The 26,084-nt window shown below is 33.2% G+C and carries 24 protein-coding genes; 22 read left to right on the top strand and 2 right to left on the bottom strand.

Annotation, left to right across the window (positions count from 1 at the left end; genetic code table 11):
* The first annotated feature begins 24 nt into the window (after window positions 1-24).
* The 5 genes from ACM591_RS09315 to recA all read left to right on the top strand — a co-directional run bounded on the left by ACM591_RS09315 (window position 25) and on the right by recA (window position 4,477).
* Window positions 25-855: a DUF3388 domain-containing protein gene (locus ACM591_RS09315; RefSeq protein ID WP_058625741.1), complete on the top strand. Its 831-nt coding sequence runs from the start codon at window positions 25-27 to the stop codon at window positions 853-855.
* Between the two features lie 30 nt (window positions 856-885).
* Entirely contained in the window at window positions 886-1,278 is a 393-nt protein-coding gene (locus ACM591_RS09310; RefSeq protein WP_326026836.1) for a helix-turn-helix domain-containing protein, read from the top strand.
* Between the two features lie 51 nt (window positions 1,279-1,329).
* Window positions 1,330-1,908: a CDP-diacylglycerol--glycerol-3-phosphate 3-phosphatidyltransferase gene (gene pgsA, locus ACM591_RS09305; protein WP_326026835.1), complete on the top strand. Its 579-nt coding sequence runs from the start codon at window positions 1,330-1,332 to the stop codon at window positions 1,906-1,908.
* A 203-nt stretch (window positions 1,909-2,111) separates the two neighbouring features.
* Entirely contained in the window at window positions 2,112-3,254 is a 1,143-nt protein-coding gene (locus ACM591_RS09300) for a CinA family nicotinamide mononucleotide deamidase-related protein (RefSeq protein ID WP_326006396.1), read from the top strand.
* Window positions 3,255-3,427: 173 nt separating this feature from the next.
* On the top strand, window positions 3,428-4,477 hold the full coding sequence (gene recA / locus ACM591_RS09295; protein ID WP_029377444.1) for a recombinase RecA: 1,050 nt from the start codon (window positions 3,428-3,430) through the stop codon (window positions 4,475-4,477).
* A 128-nt stretch (window positions 4,478-4,605) separates the two neighbouring features.
* Here the strand turns inward: recA and ACM591_RS09290 are convergent.
* A protein-coding gene (locus tag ACM591_RS09290; RefSeq protein ID WP_107539410.1) for an IS3 family transposase occupies window positions 4,606-5,747 on the bottom strand; the annotation gives its coding sequence in 2 pieces (ribosomal slippage) (window positions 4,606-5,477 and window positions 5,477-5,747; 1,143 coding nt in all).
* Window positions 5,748-6,233: 486 nt separating this feature from the next.
* On the opposite strand from ACM591_RS09290, the gene rny reads away from it, so the two are divergent.
* The gene (gene rny / locus ACM591_RS09285; protein WP_029377443.1) at window positions 6,234-7,793 is read left to right on the top strand and encodes a ribonuclease Y; all 1,560 of its coding nucleotides are present in this window, start codon (window positions 6,234-6,236) and stop codon (window positions 7,791-7,793) included.
* A 201-nt stretch (window positions 7,794-7,994) separates the two neighbouring features.
* Here the strand turns inward: rny and ACM591_RS09280 are convergent, their stop codons facing one another.
* On the bottom strand, window positions 7,995-8,210 hold the full coding sequence (locus ACM591_RS09280) for a hypothetical protein (protein ID WP_029377442.1): 216 nt from the start codon (window positions 8,208-8,210) through the stop codon (window positions 7,995-7,997).
* A 166-nt stretch (window positions 8,211-8,376) separates the two neighbouring features.
* Between ACM591_RS09280 and ACM591_RS09275 the strand changes: the two genes are divergently transcribed.
* The 16 genes from ACM591_RS09275 (at window position 8,377) to ACM591_RS09200 (ending at window position 26,029) form a co-directional block, all read left to right on the top strand.
* Window positions 8,377-9,165, top strand: coding sequence for a TIGR00282 family metallophosphoesterase (locus tag ACM591_RS09275; RefSeq protein ID WP_017724325.1), 789 nt, complete (start codon window positions 8,377-8,379; stop codon window positions 9,163-9,165).
* 115 nt (window positions 9,166-9,280) lie between these two features.
* Window positions 9,281-11,041, top strand: coding sequence for a 2-oxoacid:acceptor oxidoreductase subunit alpha (locus ACM591_RS09270; RefSeq protein ID WP_038678391.1), 1,761 nt, complete (start codon window positions 9,281-9,283; stop codon window positions 11,039-11,041).
* Complete coding sequence (locus tag ACM591_RS09265; RefSeq protein ID WP_029377440.1) at window positions 11,042-11,908, top strand: 2-oxoacid:ferredoxin oxidoreductase subunit beta; 867 nt, start codon at window positions 11,042-11,044, stop codon at window positions 11,906-11,908.
* A gap of 178 nt (window positions 11,909-12,086) precedes the next feature.
* A complete protein-coding gene (locus ACM591_RS09260; RefSeq protein ID WP_029377439.1) occupies window positions 12,087-12,719 on the top strand; it encodes a poly-gamma-glutamate hydrolase family protein in 633 nt (210 codons plus the stop codon).
* Between the two features lie 118 nt (window positions 12,720-12,837).
* Window positions 12,838-13,449 carry a poly-gamma-glutamate hydrolase family protein gene (locus ACM591_RS09255; protein ID WP_326006398.1) on the top strand — a complete coding sequence of 204 codons (612 nt, stop codon included), beginning with the start codon at window positions 12,838-12,840 and terminating at the stop codon, window positions 13,447-13,449.
* Between the two features lie 84 nt (window positions 13,450-13,533).
* The gene (locus tag ACM591_RS09250; RefSeq protein ID WP_070050478.1) at window positions 13,534-13,923 is read left to right on the top strand and encodes an RrF2 family transcriptional regulator; all 390 of its coding nucleotides are present in this window, start codon (window positions 13,534-13,536) and stop codon (window positions 13,921-13,923) included.
* Window positions 13,924-13,988: 65 nt separating this feature from the next.
* Window positions 13,989-14,885, top strand: coding sequence for an NAD(P)/FAD-dependent oxidoreductase (locus tag ACM591_RS09245; protein WP_029377436.1), 897 nt, complete (start codon window positions 13,989-13,991; stop codon window positions 14,883-14,885).
* Window positions 14,886-14,992: 107 nt separating this feature from the next.
* The gene (locus tag ACM591_RS09240) at window positions 14,993-15,289 is read left to right on the top strand and encodes a thiamine-binding protein (protein ID WP_029377435.1); all 297 of its coding nucleotides are present in this window, start codon (window positions 14,993-14,995) and stop codon (window positions 15,287-15,289) included.
* A 475-nt stretch (window positions 15,290-15,764) separates the two neighbouring features.
* Entirely contained in the window at window positions 15,765-17,306 is a 1,542-nt protein-coding gene (gene miaB / locus ACM591_RS09235) for a tRNA (N6-isopentenyl adenosine(37)-C2)-methylthiotransferase MiaB (RefSeq protein WP_326026959.1), read from the top strand.
* Window positions 17,306-17,665, top strand: a complete 360-nt coding sequence (locus tag ACM591_RS09230) for a YlbF family regulator (protein ID WP_029377433.1) — start codon at window positions 17,306-17,308, stop codon at window positions 17,663-17,665. Before miaB ends, ACM591_RS09230 begins: the two co-directional genes overlap by 1 nt.
* A 41-nt stretch (window positions 17,666-17,706) precedes the next feature.
* Window positions 17,707-18,195 (top strand): energy coupling factor transporter S component ThiW, encoded by a 489-nt coding sequence (gene thiW / locus ACM591_RS09225; RefSeq protein ID WP_029377431.1) that lies wholly within the window; start codon window positions 17,707-17,709, stop codon window positions 18,193-18,195.
* Window positions 18,196-18,625: 430 nt separating this feature from the next.
* Window positions 18,626-21,280 carry a DNA mismatch repair protein MutS gene (mutS, locus tag ACM591_RS09220; protein WP_326026958.1) on the top strand — a complete coding sequence of 885 codons (2,655 nt, stop codon included), beginning with the start codon at window positions 18,626-18,628 and terminating at the stop codon, window positions 21,278-21,280.
* 12 nt (window positions 21,281-21,292) lie between these two features.
* Entirely contained in the window at window positions 21,293-23,287 is a 1,995-nt protein-coding gene (mutL, locus tag ACM591_RS09215) for a DNA mismatch repair endonuclease MutL (RefSeq protein ID WP_029377429.1), read from the top strand.
* An 11-nt stretch (window positions 23,288-23,298) separates the two neighbouring features.
* Window positions 23,299-23,832, top strand: a complete 534-nt coding sequence (locus ACM591_RS09210) for a glycerol-3-phosphate responsive antiterminator (protein ID WP_029377428.1) — start codon at window positions 23,299-23,301, stop codon at window positions 23,830-23,832.
* 172 nt (window positions 23,833-24,004) lie between these two features.
* A complete protein-coding gene (locus ACM591_RS09205) occupies window positions 24,005-25,039 on the top strand; it encodes a S66 peptidase family protein (protein WP_326008868.1) in 1,035 nt (344 codons plus the stop codon).
* A gap of 171 nt (window positions 25,040-25,210) precedes the next feature.
* Complete coding sequence (locus ACM591_RS09200; RefSeq protein WP_029377426.1) at window positions 25,211-26,029, top strand: MIP/aquaporin family protein; 819 nt, start codon at window positions 25,211-25,213, stop codon at window positions 26,027-26,029.
* The last annotated feature ends 55 nt before the right edge of the window (window positions 26,030-26,084 follow it).

Genomic DNA, 26,084 nt, shown 5'->3' with positions numbered 1-26,084 from the left:
TCAAAATAAAGGGGTGCTTATTTCATGACAGTTGCTACTAAAAAAGAATGGTATTTAGAGTATGAGATAACAATGAACCGAGCAGGACTTTTAGGTGATATATCAAGTTTGTTAGGCATGATGGGGATTAGTATAGTAACAATCAATGGTATTGATGAAGGTCGTAGAGGTCTATTGATTAAATCTGATAGTCTAGAAAAAGTAAGTCGTTTCGAAAATATTGTAACTGAAATAGATGATATTTCTATTACTAAGCTAAGAAAGCCAGAGTTAAGAGATCGGTTGGCAGTTAGACATGGAAGATACATAGAGCAGGATGCTGATGATAAAAAGACATTTCGTTTTGAAAGAGAAGATTTAGGTTTACTAGTTGATTTTATGGCGGAATTATTTAAAGAAAAAGGTCACAAATTGATTGGTATTCGTGGAATGCCTAGAGTTGGCAAAACAGAATCGATTGTAGCAGGTAGTGTCTGTGCACATAAACGCTGGTTGTTTATTAGCTCTACACTTATTAAACAAACTGTGCGTAGTTCATTAATAAAAGGTGAATATGATTCGGATCACGTTTATATCATTGATGGTGCTGTGACAGCAAGAGAATCTAATCAGAAACACCAGGAATTAGTGAAAGAAGTTATGAGTCTTCCTGCTATTAAAGTAGTTGAACACCCTGACTTATTTGTTGAAGCCAGTGACTATACGATGAGCGATTTTGATTATATTATTGAGTTAAGAGAAAATAAAAATCAAGAAATCCATTATGAAGAAATGAAAAAACAAACAGTTAAGAGTAAAAACAATTTGGATTTTGGTAATGACCCATTTGGTGGCGGCTTTGGTTTCTTTGAATAATAAAATTGTTGATTGAGGAGGGCTGATATCGTGAGCTTAGTTGGTCAGACATTAAAAGGACGACGAGAGCGTTTAGGTATGACATTAAATGAATTAGAATCGCGTGCACAAATTAAACGACAAACGTTAGTGATGATTGAAAATAACGATTTCGAATCATTAAAAAAAGCTGAATATGCGGAAGGTTTTATTAGAAAATATGCTAAAGCAGTAAATATTGATTCAGTGCAGTTAATAAATGCACATAGAGAAGAAATTCCTAATAATGATGAAGCGATACATCAAACAATTGCAGCCTTCGGGAAAGACAATAAACCAACATATCGTAGCAAGAATAAAGAACCTTTACAAGTTGGTGTTGTGATTAGTCTAGTGATTATTGTCACAGCATTATTGTGGGTATTTTCTGTATTGGTATTTTAAAGTGATAAACAAACGTAAGCTATAAGTTACAAATAGAAAAGAGGACTTTGTATGAATATACCGAATTGGATAACTGTGTTTAGAGTTATACTAATTCCAATATTTCTTGTTTTTGCATTAGTAGATTTTGGATTTGGTAATGTATCATTTATCGGTGGATATGAAATAAAAATTGAATTATTAATAAGTGGTATAATCTTTATTGTTGCATCTCTAAGTGATTTCTTAGATGGTTATTTAGCAAGAAAATGGGAACTTGTTACTAATATGGGAAAATTTTTAGACCCACTTGCAGACAAATTATTAGTTTCCAGTGCGTTAATTGCATTAGTTCAATTAGGACTAACAAATTCAGTAGTTGCAATTATTATTATAGCACGTGAATTTGCAGTTACCGGTTTACGTTTATTGCAAATTGAACAAGGCTTTGTAAGCGCTGCTGGTGAATTAGGTAAGATTAAAACTGCAGTAACAATGGTAGCAATTATCTGGATACTATTTGGTGATCCATTAGCTACATGGGTTGGTTTTCCAATAGGACAAGTGTTGCTGTACATTGGTGTGTTCTTTACAATTTTATCTGGTATAGAATATTTTTATAAAGGTAAAGATGTTTTTAAAGTAAAATAAAAATTATTAATAAACTGGAAGATGTGCTTATCGTTTTGACATCTTCCAGTTTTTTGTTGTCTTAATAAATATGAAATCAGATTTTTCGTTTTTTAGTGGTTTTCATTTTATAATTAAGGGAAGTAAAAATGTATTGTATAAACAGAGGTCATTAAAATTATATGTATAATTATGGGAACTTTGTTTTTGGAGGAGGAGTATTTGTGAATATATCAATTATCGCAGTAGGTTCGGAATTACTACTAGGACAAATTGTTAATACCAATGGCCAATATTTATCAAAGCTACTAAATGGCGTCGGTCATAGTGTTGTAGAGCATTCTGTAATTGGGGATAATCCACAACGTTTAGAAAGGGTGGTGAACCAGGCCCTTACTCAATATGATACCGTTATTTTAACGGGGGGATTAGGTCCAACAAAAGATGATCTAACTAAACATACTGTAGCTAAAATATTAGGGCGTGAATTAGTAATTGATGAACATGCACTAAATTATATTGAATCATATTTTAGAGAACAGGGCATCGATATGACACCAAATAATAGACAGCAAGCACTTGTGATTGAAGGTGCACACATTTTAGAAAATAAAGTTGGCATGGCACCAGGTATGCTTGTTAATCATGGAGATAAAAAAATTGTATTGCTACCAGGACCACCCAAAGAAATGCAACCAATGGCGAAACATGAGTTATTACCTTACTTACTTAATGGGGAGCAAACAATATTTTCAGAGTTACTACGTTTTGCTGGCATTGGTGAGTCAAAAGTAGAAACTGAATTAATGGATTTGATAGACGAACAGACAAATCCAACTATTGCTCCTCTTGCTGGAACACATGAAGTAAATATAAGATTAACTGCCAATGGTGCATCCCAGCAAGCATGTAAGGATTTAATCGCACCTGTGAAAAACTCAATAATAAATCGCATAGGTGAATATTATTATGGTTCTGATGACATACTTTTAGAACAAGCTGTTATGTCATTAGTTAATGAAGCATTTGCTATATATGATGGTGTGACTGATGGTGAATTATACTCTAGATTGAAAAATTTTGATGATAATCAAATCTTGAGAGGTATGTTACCTCATCACTCACAATTTATAAATGAACATGATACAATTGAATCTCAACTTTCCATAACGGCACAAATTATAAGAGATTTTTATAATGCAGAAGTTGGTATTTCGATATTGAGTCAAGATGATATTGTATATTTAGGTGTTTTAAAAGGTGAAAACTTAACGATACAATCATTTAAAATGACGCGCAGAAGAAATCTAATGAAAAGTAGAACACAAAATTATGTATTAATTAGGTTACTAAATTTATTTAAATAGATAGTAACGCCATGCTAAAACATAAAAATATAGCACGTGTGTTCTTATTCTGAGCGAATAACGCTTTCCTTTAGCGAACAAATATTCGCAAAATACTTGCGAAATAATCTAAATAAGGGTATAGTATGGTTAAGATATTTTTCAGAGAGAATTCTCATTTAGGAGGTCCAACATTGGATAACGATCGTCAAAAGGCTTTAGATACAGTAATTAAAAATATGGAGAAATCATTTGGTAAAGGCGCGGTAATGAAATTGGGTGATAACGAGGCACGCAAAGTTTCAAGTGTTTCAAGTGGTTCTGTAACATTAGATAATGCTTTAGGAGTAGGTGGTTACCCTAAGGGTAGAATCATAGAAATTTATGGTCCAGAAAGTTCTGGTAAAACGACTGTGGCTCTTCATGCCATTGCGGAAGTTCAAAGAAATGGAGGCGTGGCAGCTTTTATTGACGCTGAACACGCATTAGACCCAGTTTACGCAGAAGCATTGGGTGTTGATATTCAAAATTTATACCTATCTCAACCTGACCATGGGGAACAAGGTTTAGAGATTGCAGAAGCTTTTGTTAGAAGTGGAGCTGTAGACATAGTTGTTGTTGATTCCGTTGCAGCATTAACACCTAAAGCAGAAATTGAAGGTGAAATGGGAGATACACACGTTGGTTTACAAGCGCGTTTGATGTCACAAGCCCTAAGAAAACTTTCAGGAGCGATATCTAAATCAAATACGACAGCCGTATTTATTAACCAAATTCGTGAGAAAGTCGGTGTTATGTTCGGTAATCCTGAAGTTACACCAGGTGGCCGTGCACTGAAATTCTACAGTTCTGTTCGTTTAGAAGTACGCCGTGCAGAACAATTAAAACAAGGACAAGATATTGTCGGTAATAGAACTAAAATTAAAGTTGTTAAGAATAAAGTGGCACCACCATTTAGAGTTGCTGAAGTCGATATTATGTATGGTAAAGGTATCTCTAAAGAGGGAGAATTGATCGATTTAGGTGTTGAAAATGAAATCGTTGATAAGTCAGGTGCTTGGTATTCTTATAATGGCGACAGAATGGGACAAGGTAAAGAAAACGTAAAATCTTACCTTAAAGAAAACCCTGCTGTCAAAGCAGAAATAGATAGAAAACTAAGAGAAAAATTAGGAATATTTGATGGAGATGTTGAAGAGCCAGAAGCTAACAATACAGCGTCACTTTTGGATGAAGAAGAATAGGTTAAATAGTTACAATAATATAGCGTGAAGCATTAAGTTATTGTATTTATATAGTAGCAAAACAAACTAAACCCTCAACAGGTGGGCACTGAACCCTTAGAATGGGAACTTAATAAAAACACTTTGTTCTAGGCTGCTAATTCCTTATATTTTATGGGAGCTAAGTAGCCTAGTTTTTGTTGAATTCGATTATTATTATAGTTTTTAATGTAATTTTCGACAATATCTATTACAATTTGGTTAGAGCTATTGAGCTCATTGTTTATGTAGAAAGCTTCACACTTTAGCGAGGAATGGAAACTTTCTATAGGGGCGTTATCAGCTGGTGTTCCCTTTCGGGACATACTTCTGATAATGCCTTTTTCTTTGCATAATTGATAGTAAGCGTACGAGGTGTAAACACTGCCTTGGTCACTATGTAGTATGCAATTCTCAGGTATATCTATTTGATTCAATGTATCATTTACTAAGCTTTGATCTTGTTTGTTATCTATTTTATACGCCACAATTTCTCCGTTATAAACATCCATAATTGAAGATAAATACAACATAGAGTTACCGAAAGGTAAATAAGTAATATCAGTTGTTAATACTTCCATTGGTTGGTTAGCTTTAAACTGTCTTTGTAATAAATTCTCTGTTTTATAATAAGGTTTGCCAATTTTTTTAGATTTTTTAGGCCTAACTCGGCAGTTCAGATTATACTCTCGCATGATTCGCTGAACTCTTTTATGATTAATTGATGCTGAATACAATTGATTAATCAACGCTGTAATTTTGCGATAACCGTAGGTGAAATTATTTTCTTCACATAATTCAATAATCTTTTGAGTCACTTTATCTTTTTCATTGTTCTTGTGTTTCCATCTATAGTATGTCGATTTAGGTATTTCTAAAACATCAAGTATCATTTTGATTGAATACTTATGCTTTAATTGATTAACTAATTCTACAATTACTTTTGGTACCACTTCCTTTCTAATTCCTTGTACTTTTTTAAAATATCTAATTCAATATCTTTTTTCTTATTATCTAACTTTAATTGTTCTATTTCTGATAATTCTTTCACTCCTTTGCCATAAGTATATTGCTTGCCTCTTTGTTGATAAAATCTATAAGTTTCACCATTTCGATACCATCGCCACCAAGTTTTTACCTGTGTGCTGTTTTTGATATTTAATACTTCCATAATTTCTTTTACAGTATATCCAGCTTCTTTCATTTCAATAGTCTTATATTTTGTTTCTATTGAATAAGACATTATTTTCATAGAAAAAACACCTCCGTATGATTCATTTTAAATGAATTCAACGAAAGTGTTTTTATTTCCTTCCCACTATTTGGGGTCAGTTCAGGTGTTTAGTTTGTTTTTTTATTCAATATAAATAAAAACTCCAAATTTTATTATTCGTTGGTTGTAACTTTTATAGAAATTTATGAGGATAAAGCTCTAATATAACTTAATCAAAGAGAAAATATATTATATTTCTGCTTATGTATGATGTTCATATTAGAATATAAAAATATTATGTTAAATTATTTTGTTTCAAAAACAAGATGAATTAAGGTTTAGCACACATAAAAGTAAATTTAGTGTAAAAATGATTCCCCAAATATTGAATTATTGTGTAGTCAAACCTTGACACTTCTTAGTTTAAAACCGTACAATTACATTGTATGATTCTTATATAACTTCATATAATCATATTGAATTTTGATATACAGAGCAAAATCCTAGATAAAAGGGGGTGTTTGTGTGAATTTGTTAAGCCTCCTACTCATTTTGCTAGGTATTATTCTCGGAGTTGTTGTAGGGTACGTCGTTGCCCGAAATATATTGCATCAAAAGCAATTACAAGCAAGACAGACTGCCGATGATATTATCGAACAAGGTAATAAAGAAGCAGAGAATATTAAGAAGGAAAAGCTTCTAGAAGCTAAAGAAGAAAACCAAGTCATAAGAGAAAAAGCTGAAAATGAGCTTCGCGAAAGACGTGCAGATCTTCAAAAGCAAGAAGCAAGACTTCTACAAAAAGAAGAAAACTTAGAGCGAAAATCTGACCTGTTAGATAAGAAGGATGAGATTTTAGAGCAAAAAGAGTCTAAACTTGAAGAACGACAACAACAAGTAGATGCAAAAGAGAGTAGTGTTCAAACATTAATAAATAAGCATGAACAAGAATTAGAACGCATCTCTGGTCTCTCTCAAGAGGAAGCTGCACAAGAGCAACTTCAAAGAGTTGAAGAGGAATTGTCACAAGATATTGCTATACTTGTTAAGGAAAAAGAGAAAGAAGCAAAAGAAGCAGTCGATAAAAATGCAAAAGAGTTATTAGCAACTACTGTTCAAAGATTAGCTGCAGAACATACATCTGAATCAACAGTATCAGTTGTTAATTTACCAAATGACGAAATGAAAGGTCGAATCATTGGTAGAGAAGGTAGAAATATTAGAACTTTAGAAACGTTAACTGGTATTGATTTAATTATAGATGATACACCAGAAGCGGTTATTCTCTCTGGTTTTGACCCAATTAGACGTGAAATTGCAAGAACTGCATTAGTTAATCTTGTTTCAGATGGTCGTATCCATCCTGGACGTATAGAAGATATGGTAGATAAAGCTCGAAAAGAAGTAGACGATATTATTAGAGATGCTGGGGAACAAGCTACGTTTGAAATAAATGTGCATAACATGCATCCAGATTTAGTGAAAATCTTAGGTCGTTTACAGTATCGTACTAGTTATGGACAAAATGTATTGAAACATTCTATTGAAGTTGCACACCTAAGTGGTATGTTGGCAGCGGAATTAGGAGAAGACATTACATTGGCTAAACGTGCTGGACTACTTCATGACGTTGGTAAAGCAATTGATCACGAGGTTGAGGGAAGCCATGTTGAAATTGGTGTTGAATTAGCTAAAAAATATGGTGAGAATGAAACAGTTATCAATGCGATTCATTCTCATCATGGTGATGTCGAACCGACTTCTATTATTTCTATATTAGTGGCAGCTGCCGACGCATTATCAGCAGCAAGACCAGGAGCTCGTAAAGAGACTTTAGAAAACTATATTAGAAGATTGGAAAGACTAGAAACACTTTCAGAAAGCTATGATGGTGTTGAGAAAGCATTTGCAATCCAAGCGGGTAGAGAAATTCGAGTTATCGTATCACCAGATACTATCGACGACTTAAAATCACATCGCTTAGCAAGAGATATTAAGAGCCAAATTGAAGATGAACTTCAATATCCTGGCCATATAAAAGTGACAGTTGTTCGTGAGACTAGAGCAATTGAATATGCAAAATAAGATTTAAAATTATTAATAAATAATGAATTATTAAACAAACTAAGCGAATCATCGTTTAGTTTGTTTTTTTAATGTTTAAATTATTATTAACAAATAAAAACACCTCAAACGCTAATAACACGAATAAGGTGTTTAAATTCTTTTATATTCATTTTTTAAATTAACTTTAAATGTTTTGTGCTGAATGACTAACCTACTAAACTAAGTTAATTCTAAATCAGCATTTTTAACTTCTTGAATAATTTCAGCTGTATCATAACAATTTGTTGAAATATTAGCGTATCTTTCGGCTAAACGATAAGCATGGATATAGAGTTCTAAACTTTCTTTTGCTATATCCTCCGGATCTTCACTTTTGGATGGATTTGCTGTAACAACTAAGTCAGCAAAATGTTGAGGGTCAATATTAATTGCCATGTATTACTTCCAACTCCTATTTTTTGAATTATTTAATTCCTATTATAATTTATACCACCATTTTTATGATTAAAACTTAGTTAATTTAATGAAATTTATATAATGATACTTTTCATCGTAAATAAATTGCATTAAACTAACATTAAGAGAGAGGATGAACATGTAAATGAGATTATTATTTATCGGAGATATAGTAGGTAAAGTGGGTCGTGAGGCTATTACAACGTATTTACCTAAATTGAAACAGACGTATCGTCCTACAGTTACCATTGTAAATGCTGAAAATGCTGCACATGGTAAAGGATTAACTGAAAAGATATACAAAGATTTATTGCGAGAAGGCGTAGATTTTATGACGATGGGCAATCATACTTTTGGTCAACGTCAAATTTATGATTTCATTGAATCGGCAAATCGTATGGTAAGACCAGCGAACTTTCCAGAAGAAGCACCAGGAGTAGGTATGAGATTTATTCAAATCAATGAAATCAAATTAGCGATTATCAATTTACAAGGCCGTGCATTTATGCAAGATATTGACGATCCTTTTAAAAAAGCTGATGCGCTTATTAAAGAAGCTCAAAAAGAAACTGATTACATTTTTGTAGATTTTCATGCGGAGACTACTTCAGAAAAAAATGCAATGGGCTGGTTTTTAGATGGTAAAGTAAGTGCGGTTGTAGGTACTCATACGCATATCCAAACCTCAGATGAACGTATTTTACCTGGTGGTACAGGCTATATCACAGATGTAGGTATGACAGGCTTTTATGATGGTATACTTGGGATTAATAGAGATGAAGTAATTACTCGATTTATCACAAGTTTACCTCAAAGACACGTAGTACCAGATGAGGGAAGAAGTGTACTATCAGGCGTTATTATCGATATCAATAAAGAAGGAAAAACAACACACATTGAACGCGTGCTAATTAATGATGACCACCCTTTTTAAAAAGTATCGTCCATTAGTATGAATTTTAAAAATACCACTCTTAACATAGTAATAGAGTGGTGTTTTTTGATATGATTAATAATGAATTATTATAACCACTAGGAGGCAAGATGATATGAAATCACAAGTATCATGGAAAGTGGGCGGACAACAAGGCGAAGGTATTGAATCCACTGGAGAAATCTTCGCGACTGCTATGAATCGTAAGGGATACTACTTATATGGATATCGTCATTTTTCAAGTAGAATTAAAGGCGGCCACACAAATAATAAAATAAGAGTTTCTACTACGCCGGTACATGCAATTAGCGATGACTTAGATATATTAATTGCATTTGATCAAGAAACAATAGAGCTAAACCATCAAGAAATGCGTGAAGATAGTGTGATTATCGCTGATAGTAAAGCAAAACCTGAAAAACCAGAAGATTGTCGTGCACAATTAATAGATTTACCTTTTACTGCGACTGCGAAGGAATTAGGTACTGCTTTAATGAAAAATATGGTTGCAGTAGGTGCGACTTGTGCAATCATGGATTTTGATATTTCAGATTTTGAGGCGCTAATTACGAATATGTTTACTAAAAAAGGTGACAAAGTTGTCGAAATGAACATAGAAGCATTGAATGAAGGTTATCGCTTAATGCAAGAACAATTAACTACTGTTGATGGGGATTTTGTTTTAGAGGAAACAAAGGGTGACCCCCACTTATATATGATTGGAAATGATGCAATTGGACTAGGTGCTTTATCAGCTGGCTCTAGATTTATGGCAGCTTATCCAATCACTCCTGCTTCTGAAATTATGGAATATATGATTGAAAACTTACCAAAAGTTGGCGGCACGGTTGTTCAAACTGAAGATGAAATTGCAGCGGCAAACATGGCTATTGGTTCAAATTATGCAGGTGTTCGTTCATTCACAGCGAGTGCAGGGCCTGGTCTTTCATTAATGATGGAAGCAATTGGCCTATCAGGCATGACGGAAACACCATTTGTAGTTATTAATACGCAACGTGGTGGACCATCTACAGGTTTACCTACAAAACAGGAACAATCTGATTTGATGCAAATGATTTATGGTACACACGGTGATATTCCTAAAATTGTAGTAGCACCGACTGATGCCGAAGATGCCTTTTATTTAACTATGGAAGCATTTAATTTAGCAGAAATGTACCAATGTCCTGTAATTATATTAAGTGACTTACAATTATCATTAGGTAAACAAACAGTTGAAAAATTAGATTATAGTAAAATTGAAATCAATCGTGGTGAAATCATCCAATCAGATATAGAACGTGAAGAAGATGATAAATCATACTTTAGACGTTACGCACTTACAGAGAGTGGCGTATCACCAAGACCTATCCCGGGTGTTAAAGGTGGTATACATCATGTAACCGGCGTTGAACATAATGAAGAAGGTAAAACAAGCGAAGCTGCAGACAATAGGCAACAGCAAATGGATAAACGTATGCGTAAAACAGAGCACTTACTTATCCAAGATCCTGTTGAGCTAGATGCAGAAAATGAAGTTGCAGATATTTTATATTTAGGTTTTATTTCAACAAAAGGCGCGATTCAAGAAGGGAAAGTCAGATTAGAAGAGGAAGGACTAAAAGTAAACCATCTTCAAATTAGACAATTACATCCTTTTCCTAGTGAATCGATACAAAAAGAAGTAGATAAAGCTTCTAAAGTTGTTGTCGTGGAACATAATTATCAAGGGCAACTTGCTAGCATTTTAAAAATGAATGTAAATTTAGGTGATAAATTAATTAATCAGACAAAATATGATGGCACACCATTTTTACCAAGAGAAATTGAGTCTAAAGGCCTAGAAATTGCTAAAGAAATAAAGGAGTTGGTATAAATGGCAACATTTAAAGACTTTAGAAATAACGTCAAACCTAATTGGTGCCCTGGTTGTGGAGATTTTTCAGTGCAAGCAGCGATTCAAAAAGCGGCGGCAAATGTAGGATTAGAACCTGAAGAAGTAGCTATTATTACTGGGATTGGTTGTTCAGGACGTTTGTCAGGATATGTAAATTCTTATGGTGTTCATGGTATACATGGACGTTCATTGCCACTTGCACAAGGCGTGAAAATGGCTAATAAAGATTTAACGGTAATTGCTTCAGGTGGTGACGGTGATGGTTACGCGATAGGTATGGGACATACAATCCATGCTTTACGTAGAAACATGAATATGACCTACATTGTAATGGATAATCAGATTTATGGCTTAACTAAAGGACAGACATCACCATCTTCCGCACAAGGTTTTGTAACTAAATCCACACCAAAAGGGAATATCGAACAAAATGTTGCACCACTAGAACTTGCACTTTCATCAGGAGCAACATTTGTAGCACAAGGATTTTCAAGTGACATCAAAGGGCTTACGAAAATGATTGAGGATGCCATTAATCATGATGGATTTTCATTTGTAAATGTATTTTCACCTTGTGTGACATACAATAAAGTAAACACTTATGATTGGTTTAAAGAAAATTTAACAAGTATTGAAGAAATTGAAGACTTTGACACAACTGACAAACAAAAAGCGACTCAAAAAGTTTTAGAATATAATTCACTGCTTAAAGGTATTGTTTACCAAGATGCAGAAACGCCATCTTATGAATCACAAATTGAAGAAATGAATGGCACGCCACTTGCTAAACAAGATCTTCATATTGATGAAGCTCAATTTGAAGCCCTAACAAAACAATTCGTATAAATATATAAATTAAAACTTAACATCGTTAAGTAATATAACTGTTACATTATTGACCAATTAGATTAGGCAAATATGCCAAAATACAATTAGCGATAGTGTAACAGTTTTTTATGTTTTGATTTAAACATGAATTTACTATGAAATTTTATAAGGCTATTAAATGACGGAGGCAATATTTATGGTTGATAAATTTAAGTCGATGACTGAATTGATTGCAGAGACTGCAGAACATAAAGAATGGGAAATATTAACATTAAGTAAGAAATCAGCAACACTTATAACTGCAATACATGGTGGGGCGATTGAACGAGGAACGACAGAAATAGCACAGTTAATTAGTGAGCAAGGTAACCATAGCTTTTATACCTTTAAAGGTATAAGGAATAATAAAAATAATGAATTACATGTTACATCAAGACATTTTGATGAACCAAAACTTATGCAAATGGTATCTAATCATCATAATATTGTATCTATACATGGATGTATGGGGGATGCACCTGAAGTTTATATTGGTGGTAGAGACTTAGAACTAGCATCTGAAATAAAATTACAACTAGAAAAAGTAAATATCATTGTTAAACCTGCGCCTTCACATATTGCCGGTATGCATATGGATAATTTTGTTAACGCAGGCCCCAAAAATGCTGGAGTTCAACTAGAATTAACCGTGGCATTAAGAAAACAATATTTTAATAATAACAAGTATAATTTAAATGATAGAGAAAATAGGCAGAATTGGTCACAGTTAATGTATTTATTTTCAACAGCTATAAATAAAGCGATAAACAATGTAGAGCAAATGATATAAAAAATAATTTCATTGTGTTTGATAATTACAAATCTTAAGTTGAGTTTTACAAAATCTTAAGTTAGTAGCACGGGCGTGAGGGAAAGACAAATATAGAAACTTTGGAGGGGGTTTTTATATGAATGATAAGTATAATTCAATGTCAGAATTGGAAGCGAAGACAACTGAAAATAATGACTGGGAAATTGTAACTCGCAACTTAGGTAGTCAAGTAATTATTGCTGCGATACATGGTGGAGGTATCGAACCTGGAACAACTGAAATCGCTGATTTAACTGCGAAAAAAGGTGAGTATGATTATTTTTCTTTTAAAGGTACTAAATCAAAAGGAAATGAAGATTTACATGTAACTTCTCGAAATTATGATCAATCTGTATTGATAGAAATGATAAAGAACAAAACAAATGCAGTAGCAATTCATGGTTGTGACGGTGACGGGAATATCATTTATATCGGAGGGAAAGACCAAAAACTTATTCATGAAATGACTAAACAATTTGAGCAATTGAATATAAATGTAGAACAAGCACCAGAACATATTTCAGCTGCTCATGATGATAATATCATTAATTGTTGCAAAACAGGTGCAGGTGTACAATTAGAATTAACTCCTGACTTAAGAAAAATGTGTTTTAACAACCAAAAATATAACAAAAAAAGTCGTGAAGATAAGCATAATTGGAGTCAATTTATGGATGAATTTACCACTGCAATAGTTAAATCAATATAGGAGTTTTAATAACAGTTCTTGCAAATCATCACTAACTAAGTTATTGTAGACTAACGATATCTATAATTAGGAAGTTGATAAAATATGAAATGTTCTAAAGCGACAGACTATGCACTACATGCACTGTTATATATGATTAAAAGCGATGGTGAATCTAGTAGGATTCCAGTACAAGATTTAGCAACAGCACTAAAAGTCTCAACGACATATTTATCTAAAATATTGACACGCCTCGTAAAGGTAGGTATTATCTCCGCTAGTAGTGGTGCCAAAGGTGGCTATCAATTAAAAGCTGGTTGGGAAGACGTTTCTATATATGAAGTGATTACTACCATTGATGGCAAGCAAAGCTTATTAGAAGATAGTTTTAATCATGCTAAAGAATGTCCAATTAAACAAATAATGGACGAAGCAGAGCATAGTTTAATTACTAATTTAGAAGGTAAGACATTAAAGGACTTGGCGAATAGCTAAGTTCTTATAATTTAAACTAATTATAGATATTATAAGTCTTTAAAAGGTATAAAGTAGCGAGTCAAATGTATTATGATGTAATTATTATTGGTGGAGGTCCGGCAGGATTAAATGCTGCATTAAATTTCGGTAGAGGTATGAAACGAACACTTATCATCGACGAGGATAAACCACGTAATAGGGTTACTCAACTGTCCCATGGTTTTTTAACGCAAGATGGTATTAAACCAACCGTATTTAAAAGAAAAGCTAAAGCAGATGTGGCTAAATATAAAGATGTTACTTACTTAGAAGCGCATGTAAAACAAATAGAGAAAATAGATAAGACATTTATAGTCAGAACACAAGCGCAGACATTTAATGCGAGACAAGTGTTAATAGCTACAGGATTAAGAGAGTATGGTCCGGATATTACAAATTTTAATGACTTTTATGGCCAATCTATCTTTTATTGCCCTTGGTGTGATGGTTATGAAATGCGTAATAAAAAACTTGCGATTATTTTTTCAGGTGAATCGTTGCTTCATATGGTCAAACTGTTAAGTAACTTTTCACAAGACTTAGTCGTGTTTACAAATGGAGAAAAGGAGATTCTTGAAGCAGACAAAACAATATTAAACAACAAAGGTATTAATATTTATACAGAACCTATTGCACAATTGATTGGCAACAATGGATATATAAGCGGCATTGAGTTAATCGATGAGCAAATTATTGCGGTAGAAGGTGCATTTGCAAAGATGCAATGGGATACACAATTTGATTTCTTAAATCAATTAAGTATAACGAGAGACGAAGATGGTAAATTCGAAACGAATATATACGGAGAAACATCTGTTGAAGGATTGTATGTAGCTGGTGAAGCTAAAAATAATTTTGCGGGTCAATTATTAGATTCAGCTGCTGATGGTGGCATGATTGCAAAAATGATGATGATGAAACAGATAGAAGAAGATTTTTGATTACTAGTCATTAACACGCTTTAAGTTGTCATTGACTTTTAACTATGCCTTTAACTTATAATTTGATAAAATAACATTAAGTTAAATAGTTAAGGGGTTGTAATAACATGAATGATACTTTGATGAGTATTCAGATTATTCCTAAAACCGCCAACGGAGAAGATGTTATTCCATACGTAGATGAAGCAATTAAAATCATTGATGATTCGGGATTAACTTACAGAGTGGGGCCATTAGAAACAACAGTTCAAGGCGAAATGAATGAGTGCTTAATCTTAATTCAAAAATTAAACGAGCGTATGGTTGAATTAGAGATACCTAGTACAATAAGCCAAGTTAAGTTTTATCATGTCCCAGAAGGTATTACTATTGAGACACTTACTGGAAAATACGATGAAGTTTAAAATTTAATACGTAAAATTACATTAAAAGACTAACTATATATACGGTATTTGTCTATAATCTATATTTATGTTTAATGGATATAAATTAGTTGAATTACCATGCATGGTCTGAATTTTAGATAAAGTACATGTAATAAGTGAATTAGAATATCATTATATTTAAGGGAGCAGGAAGTTGAGCCCAGACATAATCATTTTAGAAAGATATGATTTCAGTCAGAAGCTCTTTCCCGCTCCCTCATTTGTATTTTATAACACTAAAATATGGTTTTGATAATTTTAGTATTGAGAATATTGTGCAATAGACTGATTATTTATTAGCCTTTTTGCACTTTGAAGTTAAATTTAATATAATGTAATAATGACTATGGATAAATTTATAGAACTTTGAACGTCAAGGTCGAAAAACAGAATCTTGAGGGATATTTTAAAATACTTGTTCTTAGTTTTTATGATATAGAAAGGGTTTTGTAGAGTGAATGAAGAACAAAGAAAAAGTACTTCTATAGATATTTTAGCGGAACGAGATAAAAAGGAAAAAGACTATAGCAAGTATTTTGAACACGTGTATCAACCGCCAAGTTTAAAAGAAGCACGTAAACGCGGAAAAGAAGAAATTAATTATAACCGTGATTTTCAAATAGATGAGAAATATAGAAACATGGGACAAGGAAAAACATTTTTAATTAAAACATATGGTTGCCAAATGAATGCGCATGATACAGAGGTAATGGCTGGTATTTTAGGTGCATTAGGTTACACACCAACGGAAGATATTAATCAAGCAGACGTAATTTTAATAAATACATGTGCAATTCGCGAAAATGCGGAGAATAAAGTATTTAGTGAAATCGGGAACTTAAAACATTTGAAAAAAGAGAAACCAGAAACAGTAATTGGTGTCTGTGGATGTATGTCCCAAGAAGAATCTGTCGTAAATAAAATCTTAAAGTCATACCAAAATGTTGATATGATTTTTGGAACGCATAATATTCATCGTTTACCAGAAATACTTGAAGAAGCTTATCTATCAAAAGCAATGGTAGTTGAAGTTTGGTCAAAAGAAGGCGACGTCATTGAAAACCTTCCAAAAGTAAGAGAAGGTAATATCAAAGCGTGGGTAAATATTATGTATGGGTGTGATAAGTTTTGTACATACTGTATTGTTCCATTCACAAGAGGTAAGGAACGTAGTAGACGACCAGAAGATATCATTGAAGAGGTAAGAGATTTAGCACGTCAAGGGTATCAAGAAATTACATTGTTAGGGCAAAACGTTAATGCTTACGGCAAAGACATAGGTGGTTTAGCATATGGTTTAGGCGATTTGTTAGAAGATATCTCTCGAATTGATATCCCAAGAGTCAGGTTTACAACGAGTCATCCTTGGGACTTTACAGATAGAATGATTGAGGTTATTGCTAACGGTGGAAATATAGTTCCGCACGTTCACCTTCCAGTTCAATCGGGTAATAATGCTGTGCTTAAAATTATGGGACGTAAATACACACGTGAAAGTTACTTAGACTTAGTTAATCGCATTAAGTCTAGAATTCCTAATGTTGCTTTAACTACTGATATCATCGTTGGTTATCCAAACGAGACAGACGAACAATTTGAAGAAACATTAACGCTTTATGATGAAGTTGAGTTTGAACATGCATATACGTATATTTATTCTCAAAGAGATGGTACGCCAGCAGCTAAAATGAAAGATAACGTTCCTTTAGATGTGAAAAAAGATAGATTACAACAGTTGAATAAAAAGGTGGCATACTATTCTGAGCGTGCTATGCAAGAATATGAAGGAAAAGTTGTACAAGTTTTATGTGAAGGATCAAGTAAAAAAGACGATACAGTCTTAGCAGGTTATACTTCAAAAAACAAATTAGTCAACTTTAAAGCGCCTAAATCTATGATTGGTAAAATTGTAGATGTACAAGTAGATGAAGCGAAACAATTTTCTCTTAATGGTACATTTTTAAATGTAACTGAACAAGCGGTGGTGACACAATAATGTATGAAAAAGAAGAAATTTTAGCTGAAGCGGATCGTATTAGTGAACGCATAAAAGCTTTAGATACAGTCAAAGATTATCATAATGTCGAATCGCAAATACATCAAAACAAAAATATAGAACAACGCATGAAAGAATTAAAAAAAAATCAAAAGCAATCGGTTAACTTACAAAACTACGGTAAGACACAAGCTTTAAAAGCTTCTGAGGATAAAATCCAGCATATTGAAGAAGATATTAATATCTTGCCTATCGTAGAAGAGTTTAGAGAATCTCAGACCGAAGCTAACGAATTATTACAAATGATGATTAGTACCATGTCAGATCGTTTAAATCAACAACAAGAAGATAAAGATTAACAGAGATTGTGGTGGAACTTGTTGGAAAGGAAATGAGCCATATGAAGACGAGAAAGTTAACGCTAACTGCAATTTTTATTGCTATAAACGTTGTGTTAAGTAGTATTATTGTAATTCCATTAGGTCCAGTGAAAGCAGCGCCAATTCAGCATTTAGTTAATGTGTTATGTGCTGTACTTGTAGGACCATGGTTTGGGCTTGCTCAAGCTTTTATTTCATCTATCATACGCATGATTTTTGGTACAGGAAGTTTCTTTGCTTTCCCAGGGAGTATGGTAGGCGTGTTGCTAGCTAGTGCTTTCTATTTTTATCGTAAACATATCTTTATGGCGGCAGTGGGTGAAGTAATAGGTACGGGCATTATCGGTAGTATAATGTGTATACCGTTAGCATGGATTTTAGGTTTTTCAAATTTTGCTGTTAAACCATTAATGACAGCCTTTATTGTATCGAGTGTCATCGGTGCCATCATAAGTTATATCATTTTAATGATATTGAAAAGAAAAGGCATATTAAAAAAATATTTATAATCAATCTTAATAAATCAAGTTAAGGCACTTTGTTACTAATATGATTCTGATTTGATAGATTTGCTACTTAAGTAGATCTACTAAATCGACCATATACAAAGTTGCCTTAATTTTTTTGTTCATATCAATATTTAACTCATGAAAAGATTTAGTTAGTCAGTTGGTGTCTGTATATTAATTTAATAAATGGGCGAAAATTGAAAACATATGTTAGAATTTAAGAGTTAAATTAACTAAATTAGTTAAAGAAAATGAGCGGGTATGATTAAAAAAATCAATGAAAAGTATTCCAAAATGCATAGTATCACATGTATATGAAGCGATAAATATGCCTAATTTTTGATGAAAATTAATCATTATTTTAATTTATAAGCTAACAAAATTTAAGAAAAATACATAAGAATTTAAAAAAGGACTGTGACGTACTAATATGACAAATCAAACGCCAATGATGCAACAATATTTAAAAATCAAATCGCAATATCAAGATTGTCTCTTATTTTTTAGATTAGGGGATTTTTATGAAATGTTTTTCGAAGATGCTAAAGTTGCATCTAGAGTATTAGAAATAACATTAACAAAACGTGACGCTAAAAAGGAAGATCCAATACCAATGTGCGGCGTACCTTATCATTCTGCGGACGGTTATATTGAAACTTTAATTAGTAATGGATATAAAGTAGCTATTTGTGAACAAATGGAGGATCCAAGGCAGACAAAAGGAATGGTTCGTCGAGAAGTAGTGCGTATAGTGACACCAGGCACAGTGATGGATCAAGGTGGTGTCGATGAAAAGCAAAATAACTATATATTAAGTTTTATCCAAGACGCATCATCATATGCGTTAAGTTATTGTGATGTATCTACAGGAGAATTAAAGGCTACTCATTTTGAAGATGAAGCAACATTAATTAATGAAATCACAACAATTAATCCTAATGAAATCGTAGTTAATGAAGAGATTGGCGAAATGTTAAAACACCAAATTAGTTTAACGACGGAGACAATTACTGTGTTATCAGATATTTCTAATGCGAATTATGAAGTTAATAATATGAATGAAACGCTATTGTTTAATGCAACTCAATTATTATTAGATTATATTCACCATACACAAAAAAGAGATTTATCACATATTGAAACCGTGATTAAGTACGAAGCTATTGACTTTATGAAAATGGATTTCTATGCAAAACGTAATTTAGAATTAACCGAAAGCATACGTTTGAAAACTAAAAAAGGTACATTGCTATGGTTGATGGATGAAACTAAAACGCCTATGGGAGCTAGACGCTTAAAGCAATGGATAGATCGTCCACTTATCCAAAAATCACAAATCGAGTCTCGTTTAGATACAGTTGGTCAATTTATAAATCACTTCATTGAAAGGGATACTTTACGTAATCATTTAAATCAAGTATATGATATTGAGAGATTAGTGGGACGTGTTAGCTATGGTAATGTCAATGCACGTGATTTGATTCAGCTGAAACACTCAATTTCAGAAATTCCAAATATTAAGCACTTATTAGATGATTTCGATGAACATATGACTGCACAGTTTAAAGCATTAGAACCTTTAGATGATTTACTGGTTTTATTAGAAGAAAGTTTAAAAGAAGAACCCCCGATTTCAGTTAAAGAGGGTGGCTTGTTTAAAGCTGGTTTTAACACTGAATTAGATAGTTATTTAGAAGCTTCGAAAAATGGGAAAACATGGTTAGCAGAATTACAGGCTAAAGAACGTGAAAGAACTGGTATTAAATCACTGAAGATTAGTTTTAATAAAGTATTTGGTTACTTTATTGAAATTACAAGAGCTAACTTACAAGGTTTTGACCCGACAGCATATGGTTATCACAGAAAGCAAACTCTTTCAAATGCCGAACGTTTTATAACAGATGAGTTGAAAGAAAAAGAGGATATTATCTTGGGAGCTGAAGACAAAGCGATTGAGCTAGAATATCAATTGTTTGTAGAGCTTAGAGAACAAATTAAATCATACACAGAACGATTACAACAACAAGCAAAAGTTATATCTGAGCTTGATTGTTTACAGAGTTTTGCAGAAATTGCCCAAAAATATAATTATGCACGACCTACTTTTAGCGAAGATAAAACGTTAGAGCTTATCAATTCGAGACATCCAGTTGTAGAGCGTGTGATGGATCATAATGACTACGTACCGAACGATTGTGCACTGAACCAAGATACATTTATATATTTGATTACTGGTCCAAATATGTCAGGTAAATCGACTTATATGAGGCAAGTAGCCATTATTAGTATTATGGCGCAGATGGGTGCTTATGTGCCATGTGAATCGGCAACTTTACCTGTGTTTGATCAGATTTTCACTAGAATTGGTGCTGCAGATGATCTAGTTTCAGGTAAAAGTACCTTTATGGTTGAAATGCTAGAAGCCCAAAAAGCGCTTGCTCACGCTACTGAAGATAGCCTAATCATTTTTGATGAGATAGGGCGTGGTACCTCTACATATGATGGTTTGGCATTAGCTCAAGCGATGATTGAATATGTTGCACACACTTCAAATGCTAAGACATTATTTTCAACACATTACCATGAATTGACTACACTAGATCAGTCGCTGCCTTGTTTAAAAAATGTACACGTTGCAGCAAATGAATATAAAGGTGAATTGATATTCCTACATAAGGTGAAGGATGGTGCAGTTGATGATAGTTACGGTATACAAGTAGCTAAATTAGCAAATTTACCAGACGAAGTGATTGATAGAGCTCAAGTAATATTAGATGCTTTTGAACAAAACAATAAACAAGAAACTAAAGTTGCAGTTAATACGGTAGAATTAGAGCATAGTAGCAACGATCCATATAGTCACTCAGTAAATGACTCGCCAGTAAGTTACGAATATCAAACACCAGATGCTAAGCAATCTGCTAGCCAAGAACAAAGTCAATTTGAACAGGCAGCCTTTGATTTATTTGATACATCTGCAAAACAAAGTGAAATTGAAAATGAAATTAAAACATTAAACCTATCTAATATGACGCCTATAGAAGCACTTGTGAAACTAAGCGAATTACAAAGACAATTGAAATAGAGGTGAAGTCAAATGGGTAAAATTAAAGAGTTACAGACATCATTAGCAAATAAAATTGCTGCTGGAGAAGTTGTTGAACGTCCAGGATCAGTAGTTAAAGAATTATTGGAGAATGCCATTGATGCCCAAGCGACCGAAATCAATATAGAAGTAGCACAGTCTGGTGTTGAATCAATCCGTGTCGTCGATAATGGTACAGGGATTGCCATAGATGACTTAGGACTCGTATTTCATCGTCATGCAACGAGTAAACTAGATCAAGATGATGATTTGTTCCATATACGTACTTTAGGATTCCGTGGAGAAGCTTTAGCAAGTATATCTTCAGTGTCGAAAGTGACGTTGAAGACTTGTACAGATAGTGAAGAGGGACAAGAAATTTATGTCGAAAATGGTGAAATCCTTAATCAAAAACCAGCAAAAGCCAAACGTGGTACTGATATTTTAGTGGAATCACTATTTTACAATACACCTGCACGCCTCAAGTATATTAAAAGTTTATATACAGAATTAGGTAAAATAACAGATATTGTGAATCGTATGGCAATGAGTCATCCGAATATACGTATTTCACTAATTTCTGATGGTAAAACTATTATTAAAACAAATGGCTCTGGACGTACAAATGAAGTTATGGCTGAAATATATGGTATGAAAGTGGCTAAAGATTTAGTTCATATTACTGGAGATACGAGTGATTACCATTTAGAAGGTTATGTCGCAAAGCCAGAGCACTCTAGAAGTAATAAACATTATATTTCTATTTTTATAAATGGTAGATATATTAAAAACTTTTTACTAGATAAGGCAATTCAGGAAGGCTATCATACGCTGTTGATGATTGGTCGATTCCCTATTTGTTATATTAATATAGAAATGGATCCTATACTTGTAGATGTCAATGTGCATCCGACTAAATTAGAAGTAAGACTTTCCAAAGAAGACCAACTCTTTGAATTAATAGTTGAAAAAATACGTGAAGCATTTCAAGATCGTATTTTGATTCCGCAAAATGATATGGATAAAATTACTAAGAAAAATAAAGTGCTAGATAAGTTTGAACAGCAAAAAATGGATTTTGAAAAACGTAAACAACAACAAAACGACTTTCAACAACAATCTTTTCATGATGAGGTACAAAGTCATGAAGATCGAGAAAGCCATGAACCAAAATCGCAAGCTCAATTACAATATAATACTGAAAATATGCAAGATGATGATATTCAATCAACTATACGGGAAACGAATGTCAAAAATGACGATTACGCACAAACTCAAAGAGCGTTATTAGATGAAATGGAGAACCATGAACAAGAATCAATACTTCACCAGAACAACCAACACGAAACTTTTAATCAAGATGACAAGGCGCAAGATATCGCAAATCAAGATATCAAAGGTAGTGTTAGTAAAGATGCCTCAAGACGTGTGCCTTATATGGAAGTAGTCGGCCAAGTACATGGTACTTATATAATTGCTCAAAATGAACAAGGTATGTATATGATTGATCAACATGCAGCTCAAGAACGGATTAAATATGAGTATTTTAGAGAGAAAATCGGGGAAGTTTCAAATGAAAGTCAAAATTTATTGATTCCTTTAACATTCCACTTTTCTACAGACGAATTGATGATTATCAATCAACATAAAGAAGAATTAGACAAAGTTGGTGTGCATTTAGAACCATTCGGAGGAAATGATTATATAGTAGATAGTTACCCGGTTTGGTTCCCAGCGTCTGAAGCGGAAGAAATCATAAAAGATATGATTGAATACGTATTAGAGCATAAGAAAGTTAATGTTAAAAAAATACGTGAAGATGCTGCAATTATGATGAGTTGTAAGCAATCCATTAAAGCCAATCACTATTTAAAAAATAACGAAATGGCCGATTTAGTTAATCAACTGAGAGAAACTGAGGACCCTTTTACTTGTCCACATGGCAGACCGATTATTATAAACTTTTCAAATTATGAATTAGAGCGACTGTTCAAACGAATTATCTAGGAGGTTAGTGGATGAAGCCATATATTTTACCAGCTATTCGATCAATGAAAGACTTGGAGAAAATGATACAAACGGATTATAAAGAGTGTGTGCTACTAGATACACATATTGGACATGTAAAAAGTATCATGGAATTACTTAAGAAGAATAAAATTGAAACGTATATGCATATCGATTTGATTAAAGGTATGAGTCACGATGAATTTGCATGCGAATATATTATACAAAATTATCATCCTAAAGGCATAGTTTCTACTAAAACAAAGGTAATCAATAAGGCAAAATCACTGAATACAACGACTGTTTTTCGAGTGTTTATATTAGATAGTCACGCTTTATCACGAAGCATAGAACTAATTAAGCGTGTAGAACCTGATTATGTTGAAGTTTTACCTGGAATTGCCAGTAAAGTAATTCAAATTATTAATGAAGAAACAAATACTTCTGTAATAGCTGGAGGCCTTATTAACACAGTAGATGAAGTTGAAATCGCGGTCGAAAATGGCGCAAAGTATATTACTACAAGCGACAGGCATTTATGGTAAGGCGATAGTGTTTTAATTAATTAAATTGAAATGGACAGCAAAGCATTTTACAAAAATCAATTCTTAAATAATAAATTAAATTTAAAAGTTAGCCATTTAAGCATAAGGTAATCTCAAAACTGCATTAAGTGAGCTAGCTTTTTTTATAATATTATTAAAAGGGGTAGAAATTATGTTGAAACCACAAAAGTTAAACCGAGGAGATACGGTTGCTATTGTGTCTCTATCATCAGGTATCGCAGGTGATGATTCTATTGTGTGGCGCACTTATCAAGGAATTCAAAGGTTACAAGAAATTTTCGGTTTGAAAGTAAAAATAATGCCACATGCACTGAAGGGGAGTGCCTTTACACAACAACATCCAGAGTTGCGTGCCTCAGACTTAAATGAAGCTATAAGAGATAGAGAGGTTAAAGCTATTATCAGTAGCATTGGTGGAGATGATGCAATTAGGATATGGCCCTATGTAGATTGTGAAGCGCTTCAAAGCTTTCCAAAAATTTTTTCAGGATATTCAGATTTAACAACAGTACACATGATGTTTTATAAAATGGGTATCACTAGTTTTTATGGTCCAGCGTTGTTAACGGATTTTGCAGAGAATGTTAACATGGATTCTTATACTATAAAAGATATAGAAAAGAATTGGTTTAATAGTCAGTCAATAGGAGAAGTGAGGCCTGCAAAATACATCAGACCCTATGGATTAAATTGGAACATTGAAAATAAAGCAATCGCGAGACCAATTGTGCAACAACAAGGATATATATTGCTTCAAGGGCGAGTGAATGTCACAGGTCACTTAATAGGTGGGAATTTGGAAACACTCGTAGATATTAAAGATTCTGAATTGTTTCCACAATTAAATGATTTTGAACAGACGATTTTATTTTTAGAAACTTCGGAAGATATGCCCAAGCCTGATGAATTTAGAGAGATGTTGTTTCAATTATTTGAAAAAGGGGTGTTCCATAAAGTTAACGGTATCATATTCGGTAAACCATTTAACAATGTTTATTATGAACAATATAAAGATGAAATATTGACCTTTTTCAACGTAGAGACGCTCAAGCATTTACCTATATTATATAATTTGTCATTTGGTCATAACGAACCTAAACATATATTGCCTTATGGCGTTGAAGCACAAATTAATTGCGAAACTAAGCAATTCTTTATTACTGAAAATGGTGTTATTGAAGATTAATTTGTGACAAGTTTTCAACAAAGTATTTGACAACGCTTACAATATCAGTGTAAGATGAATTCAAGTTAATAATTAGAACAGAGATGGGAGATTTCTACAGTAATTAAACCGGTGGTTCGAAACTGGCTATAATTGTAGGGGTCTCTCTATCTATTTTTAGGAGGAGTCTCTATGAGTGTATATTTTGCTGAATTCTTGGGAACAGCAATATTAGTATTATTTGGGGGAGGCGTTTGTGCCAACGTCAATTTGAAAAAAAGTGCTGGTAACGGCGCGGATTGGATTGTTATTGCATTAGGTTGGGGACTTGCGGTTACAATGGGAGTTTATGCTGTCGGTAATATTTCAGGTGCGCATCTTAATCCCGCGGTAACGATTGCGTTTGCTATGGACGGTGCTTTAAGTTGGGGGATGGTACCAGGATATATCATTTGCCAAATTCTAGGTGGTATCACTGGTGGTATCGTTGTTTGGTTAATGTATTTAGCACACTGGAAACAAACGGAAGATCAAGGCGCAAAATTAGGTGTATTCTCAACTGCGCCTGCAATTAAAAACTACTTTGCAAACTTCTTAAGTGAAATTATTGGTACTGCTGCTCTAACATTAGGTTTAATGTTTATAGGTATGAATAAAATCGCTGATGGTTTAAATCCATTAATCGTTGGTAGTTTGATTATTGCAATCGGTTTAAGTTTAGGTGGTCCAACTGGTTATGCGATTAACCCAGCACGTGACTTAGGCCCACGTATTGCACATGCAATATTACCAATTGCTGGTAAAGGCAATTCGAATTGGGGTTATGCAATTGTACCTGTTTTAGGTCCAATAACAGGTGGTATGATTGGTGCGGTTATTTATAGATTATTTTACAAAGGGGCATTTGATATGATGTCAGTTGTAGCGATAGTATTATTAATAGTTACAATTGCCCTTGGTATTGTGTTAAATAAATCTAAAAGTGCAAAAGGTATCGAATCCGTTTATTAATTAAGTTTCAACAGTCCTGTTTATAAGTTAAAATATAAACAGGCTTTATAATATA

The organism is Staphylococcus sp. Ze2, from assembly GCF_048568365.1.
Classification (GTDB): Bacteria; Bacillota; Bacilli; order Staphylococcales; family Staphylococcaceae; genus Staphylococcus; species Staphylococcus xylosus.
Note: the sequence above shows the minus strand (reverse complement) of the source record. Positions and strands in the feature narration are given on the sequence as shown.

Excerpts from the sequence above, each read along its gene's own strand:
- ACM591_RS09315 (WP_058625741.1), top strand. The coding sequence starts at position 25 with ATGACAGTTGCTACTAAAAAAGAATGGTATTTAGAGTATGAGATAACA.
- pgsA (WP_326026835.1), top strand. The coding sequence starts at position 1,330 with ATGAATATACCGAATTGGATAACTGTGTTTAGAGTTATACTAATTCCA.
- ACM591_RS09280 (WP_029377442.1), bottom strand. The coding sequence starts at position 8,210 with ATGGCAATTAATATTGACCCTCAACATTTTGCTGACTTAGTTGTTACA.
- ACM591_RS09275 (WP_017724325.1), top strand. The coding sequence starts at position 8,377 with ATGAGATTATTATTTATCGGAGATATAGTAGGTAAAGTGGGTCGTGAG.
- ACM591_RS09270 (WP_038678391.1), top strand. The coding sequence starts at position 9,281 with ATGAAATCACAAGTATCATGGAAAGTGGGCGGACAACAAGGCGAAGGT.
- ACM591_RS09265 (WP_029377440.1), top strand. The coding sequence starts at position 11,042 with ATGGCAACATTTAAAGACTTTAGAAATAACGTCAAACCTAATTGGTGC.
- ACM591_RS09260 (WP_029377439.1), top strand. The coding sequence starts at position 12,087 with ATGGTTGATAAATTTAAGTCGATGACTGAATTGATTGCAGAGACTGCA.
- ACM591_RS09255 (WP_326006398.1), top strand. The coding sequence starts at position 12,838 with ATGAATGATAAGTATAATTCAATGTCAGAATTGGAAGCGAAGACAACT.
- ACM591_RS09250 (WP_070050478.1), top strand. The coding sequence starts at position 13,534 with ATGAAATGTTCTAAAGCGACAGACTATGCACTACATGCACTGTTATAT.
- ACM591_RS09245 (WP_029377436.1), top strand. The coding sequence starts at position 13,989 with ATGTATTATGATGTAATTATTATTGGTGGAGGTCCGGCAGGATTAAAT.
- ACM591_RS09240 (WP_029377435.1), top strand. The coding sequence starts at position 14,993 with ATGAATGATACTTTGATGAGTATTCAGATTATTCCTAAAACCGCCAAC.
- ACM591_RS09230 (WP_029377433.1), top strand. The coding sequence starts at position 17,306 with ATGTATGAAAAAGAAGAAATTTTAGCTGAAGCGGATCGTATTAGTGAA.
- thiW (WP_029377431.1), top strand. The coding sequence starts at position 17,707 with ATGAAGACGAGAAAGTTAACGCTAACTGCAATTTTTATTGCTATAAAC.
- mutS (WP_326026958.1), top strand. The coding sequence starts at position 18,626 with ATGACAAATCAAACGCCAATGATGCAACAATATTTAAAAATCAAATCG.
- mutL (WP_029377429.1), top strand. The coding sequence starts at position 21,293 with ATGGGTAAAATTAAAGAGTTACAGACATCATTAGCAAATAAAATTGCT.
- ACM591_RS09210 (WP_029377428.1), top strand. The coding sequence starts at position 23,299 with ATGAAGCCATATATTTTACCAGCTATTCGATCAATGAAAGACTTGGAG.
- ACM591_RS09205 (WP_326008868.1), top strand. The coding sequence starts at position 24,005 with ATGTTGAAACCACAAAAGTTAAACCGAGGAGATACGGTTGCTATTGTG.
- ACM591_RS09200 (WP_029377426.1), top strand. The coding sequence starts at position 25,211 with ATGAGTGTATATTTTGCTGAATTCTTGGGAACAGCAATATTAGTATTA.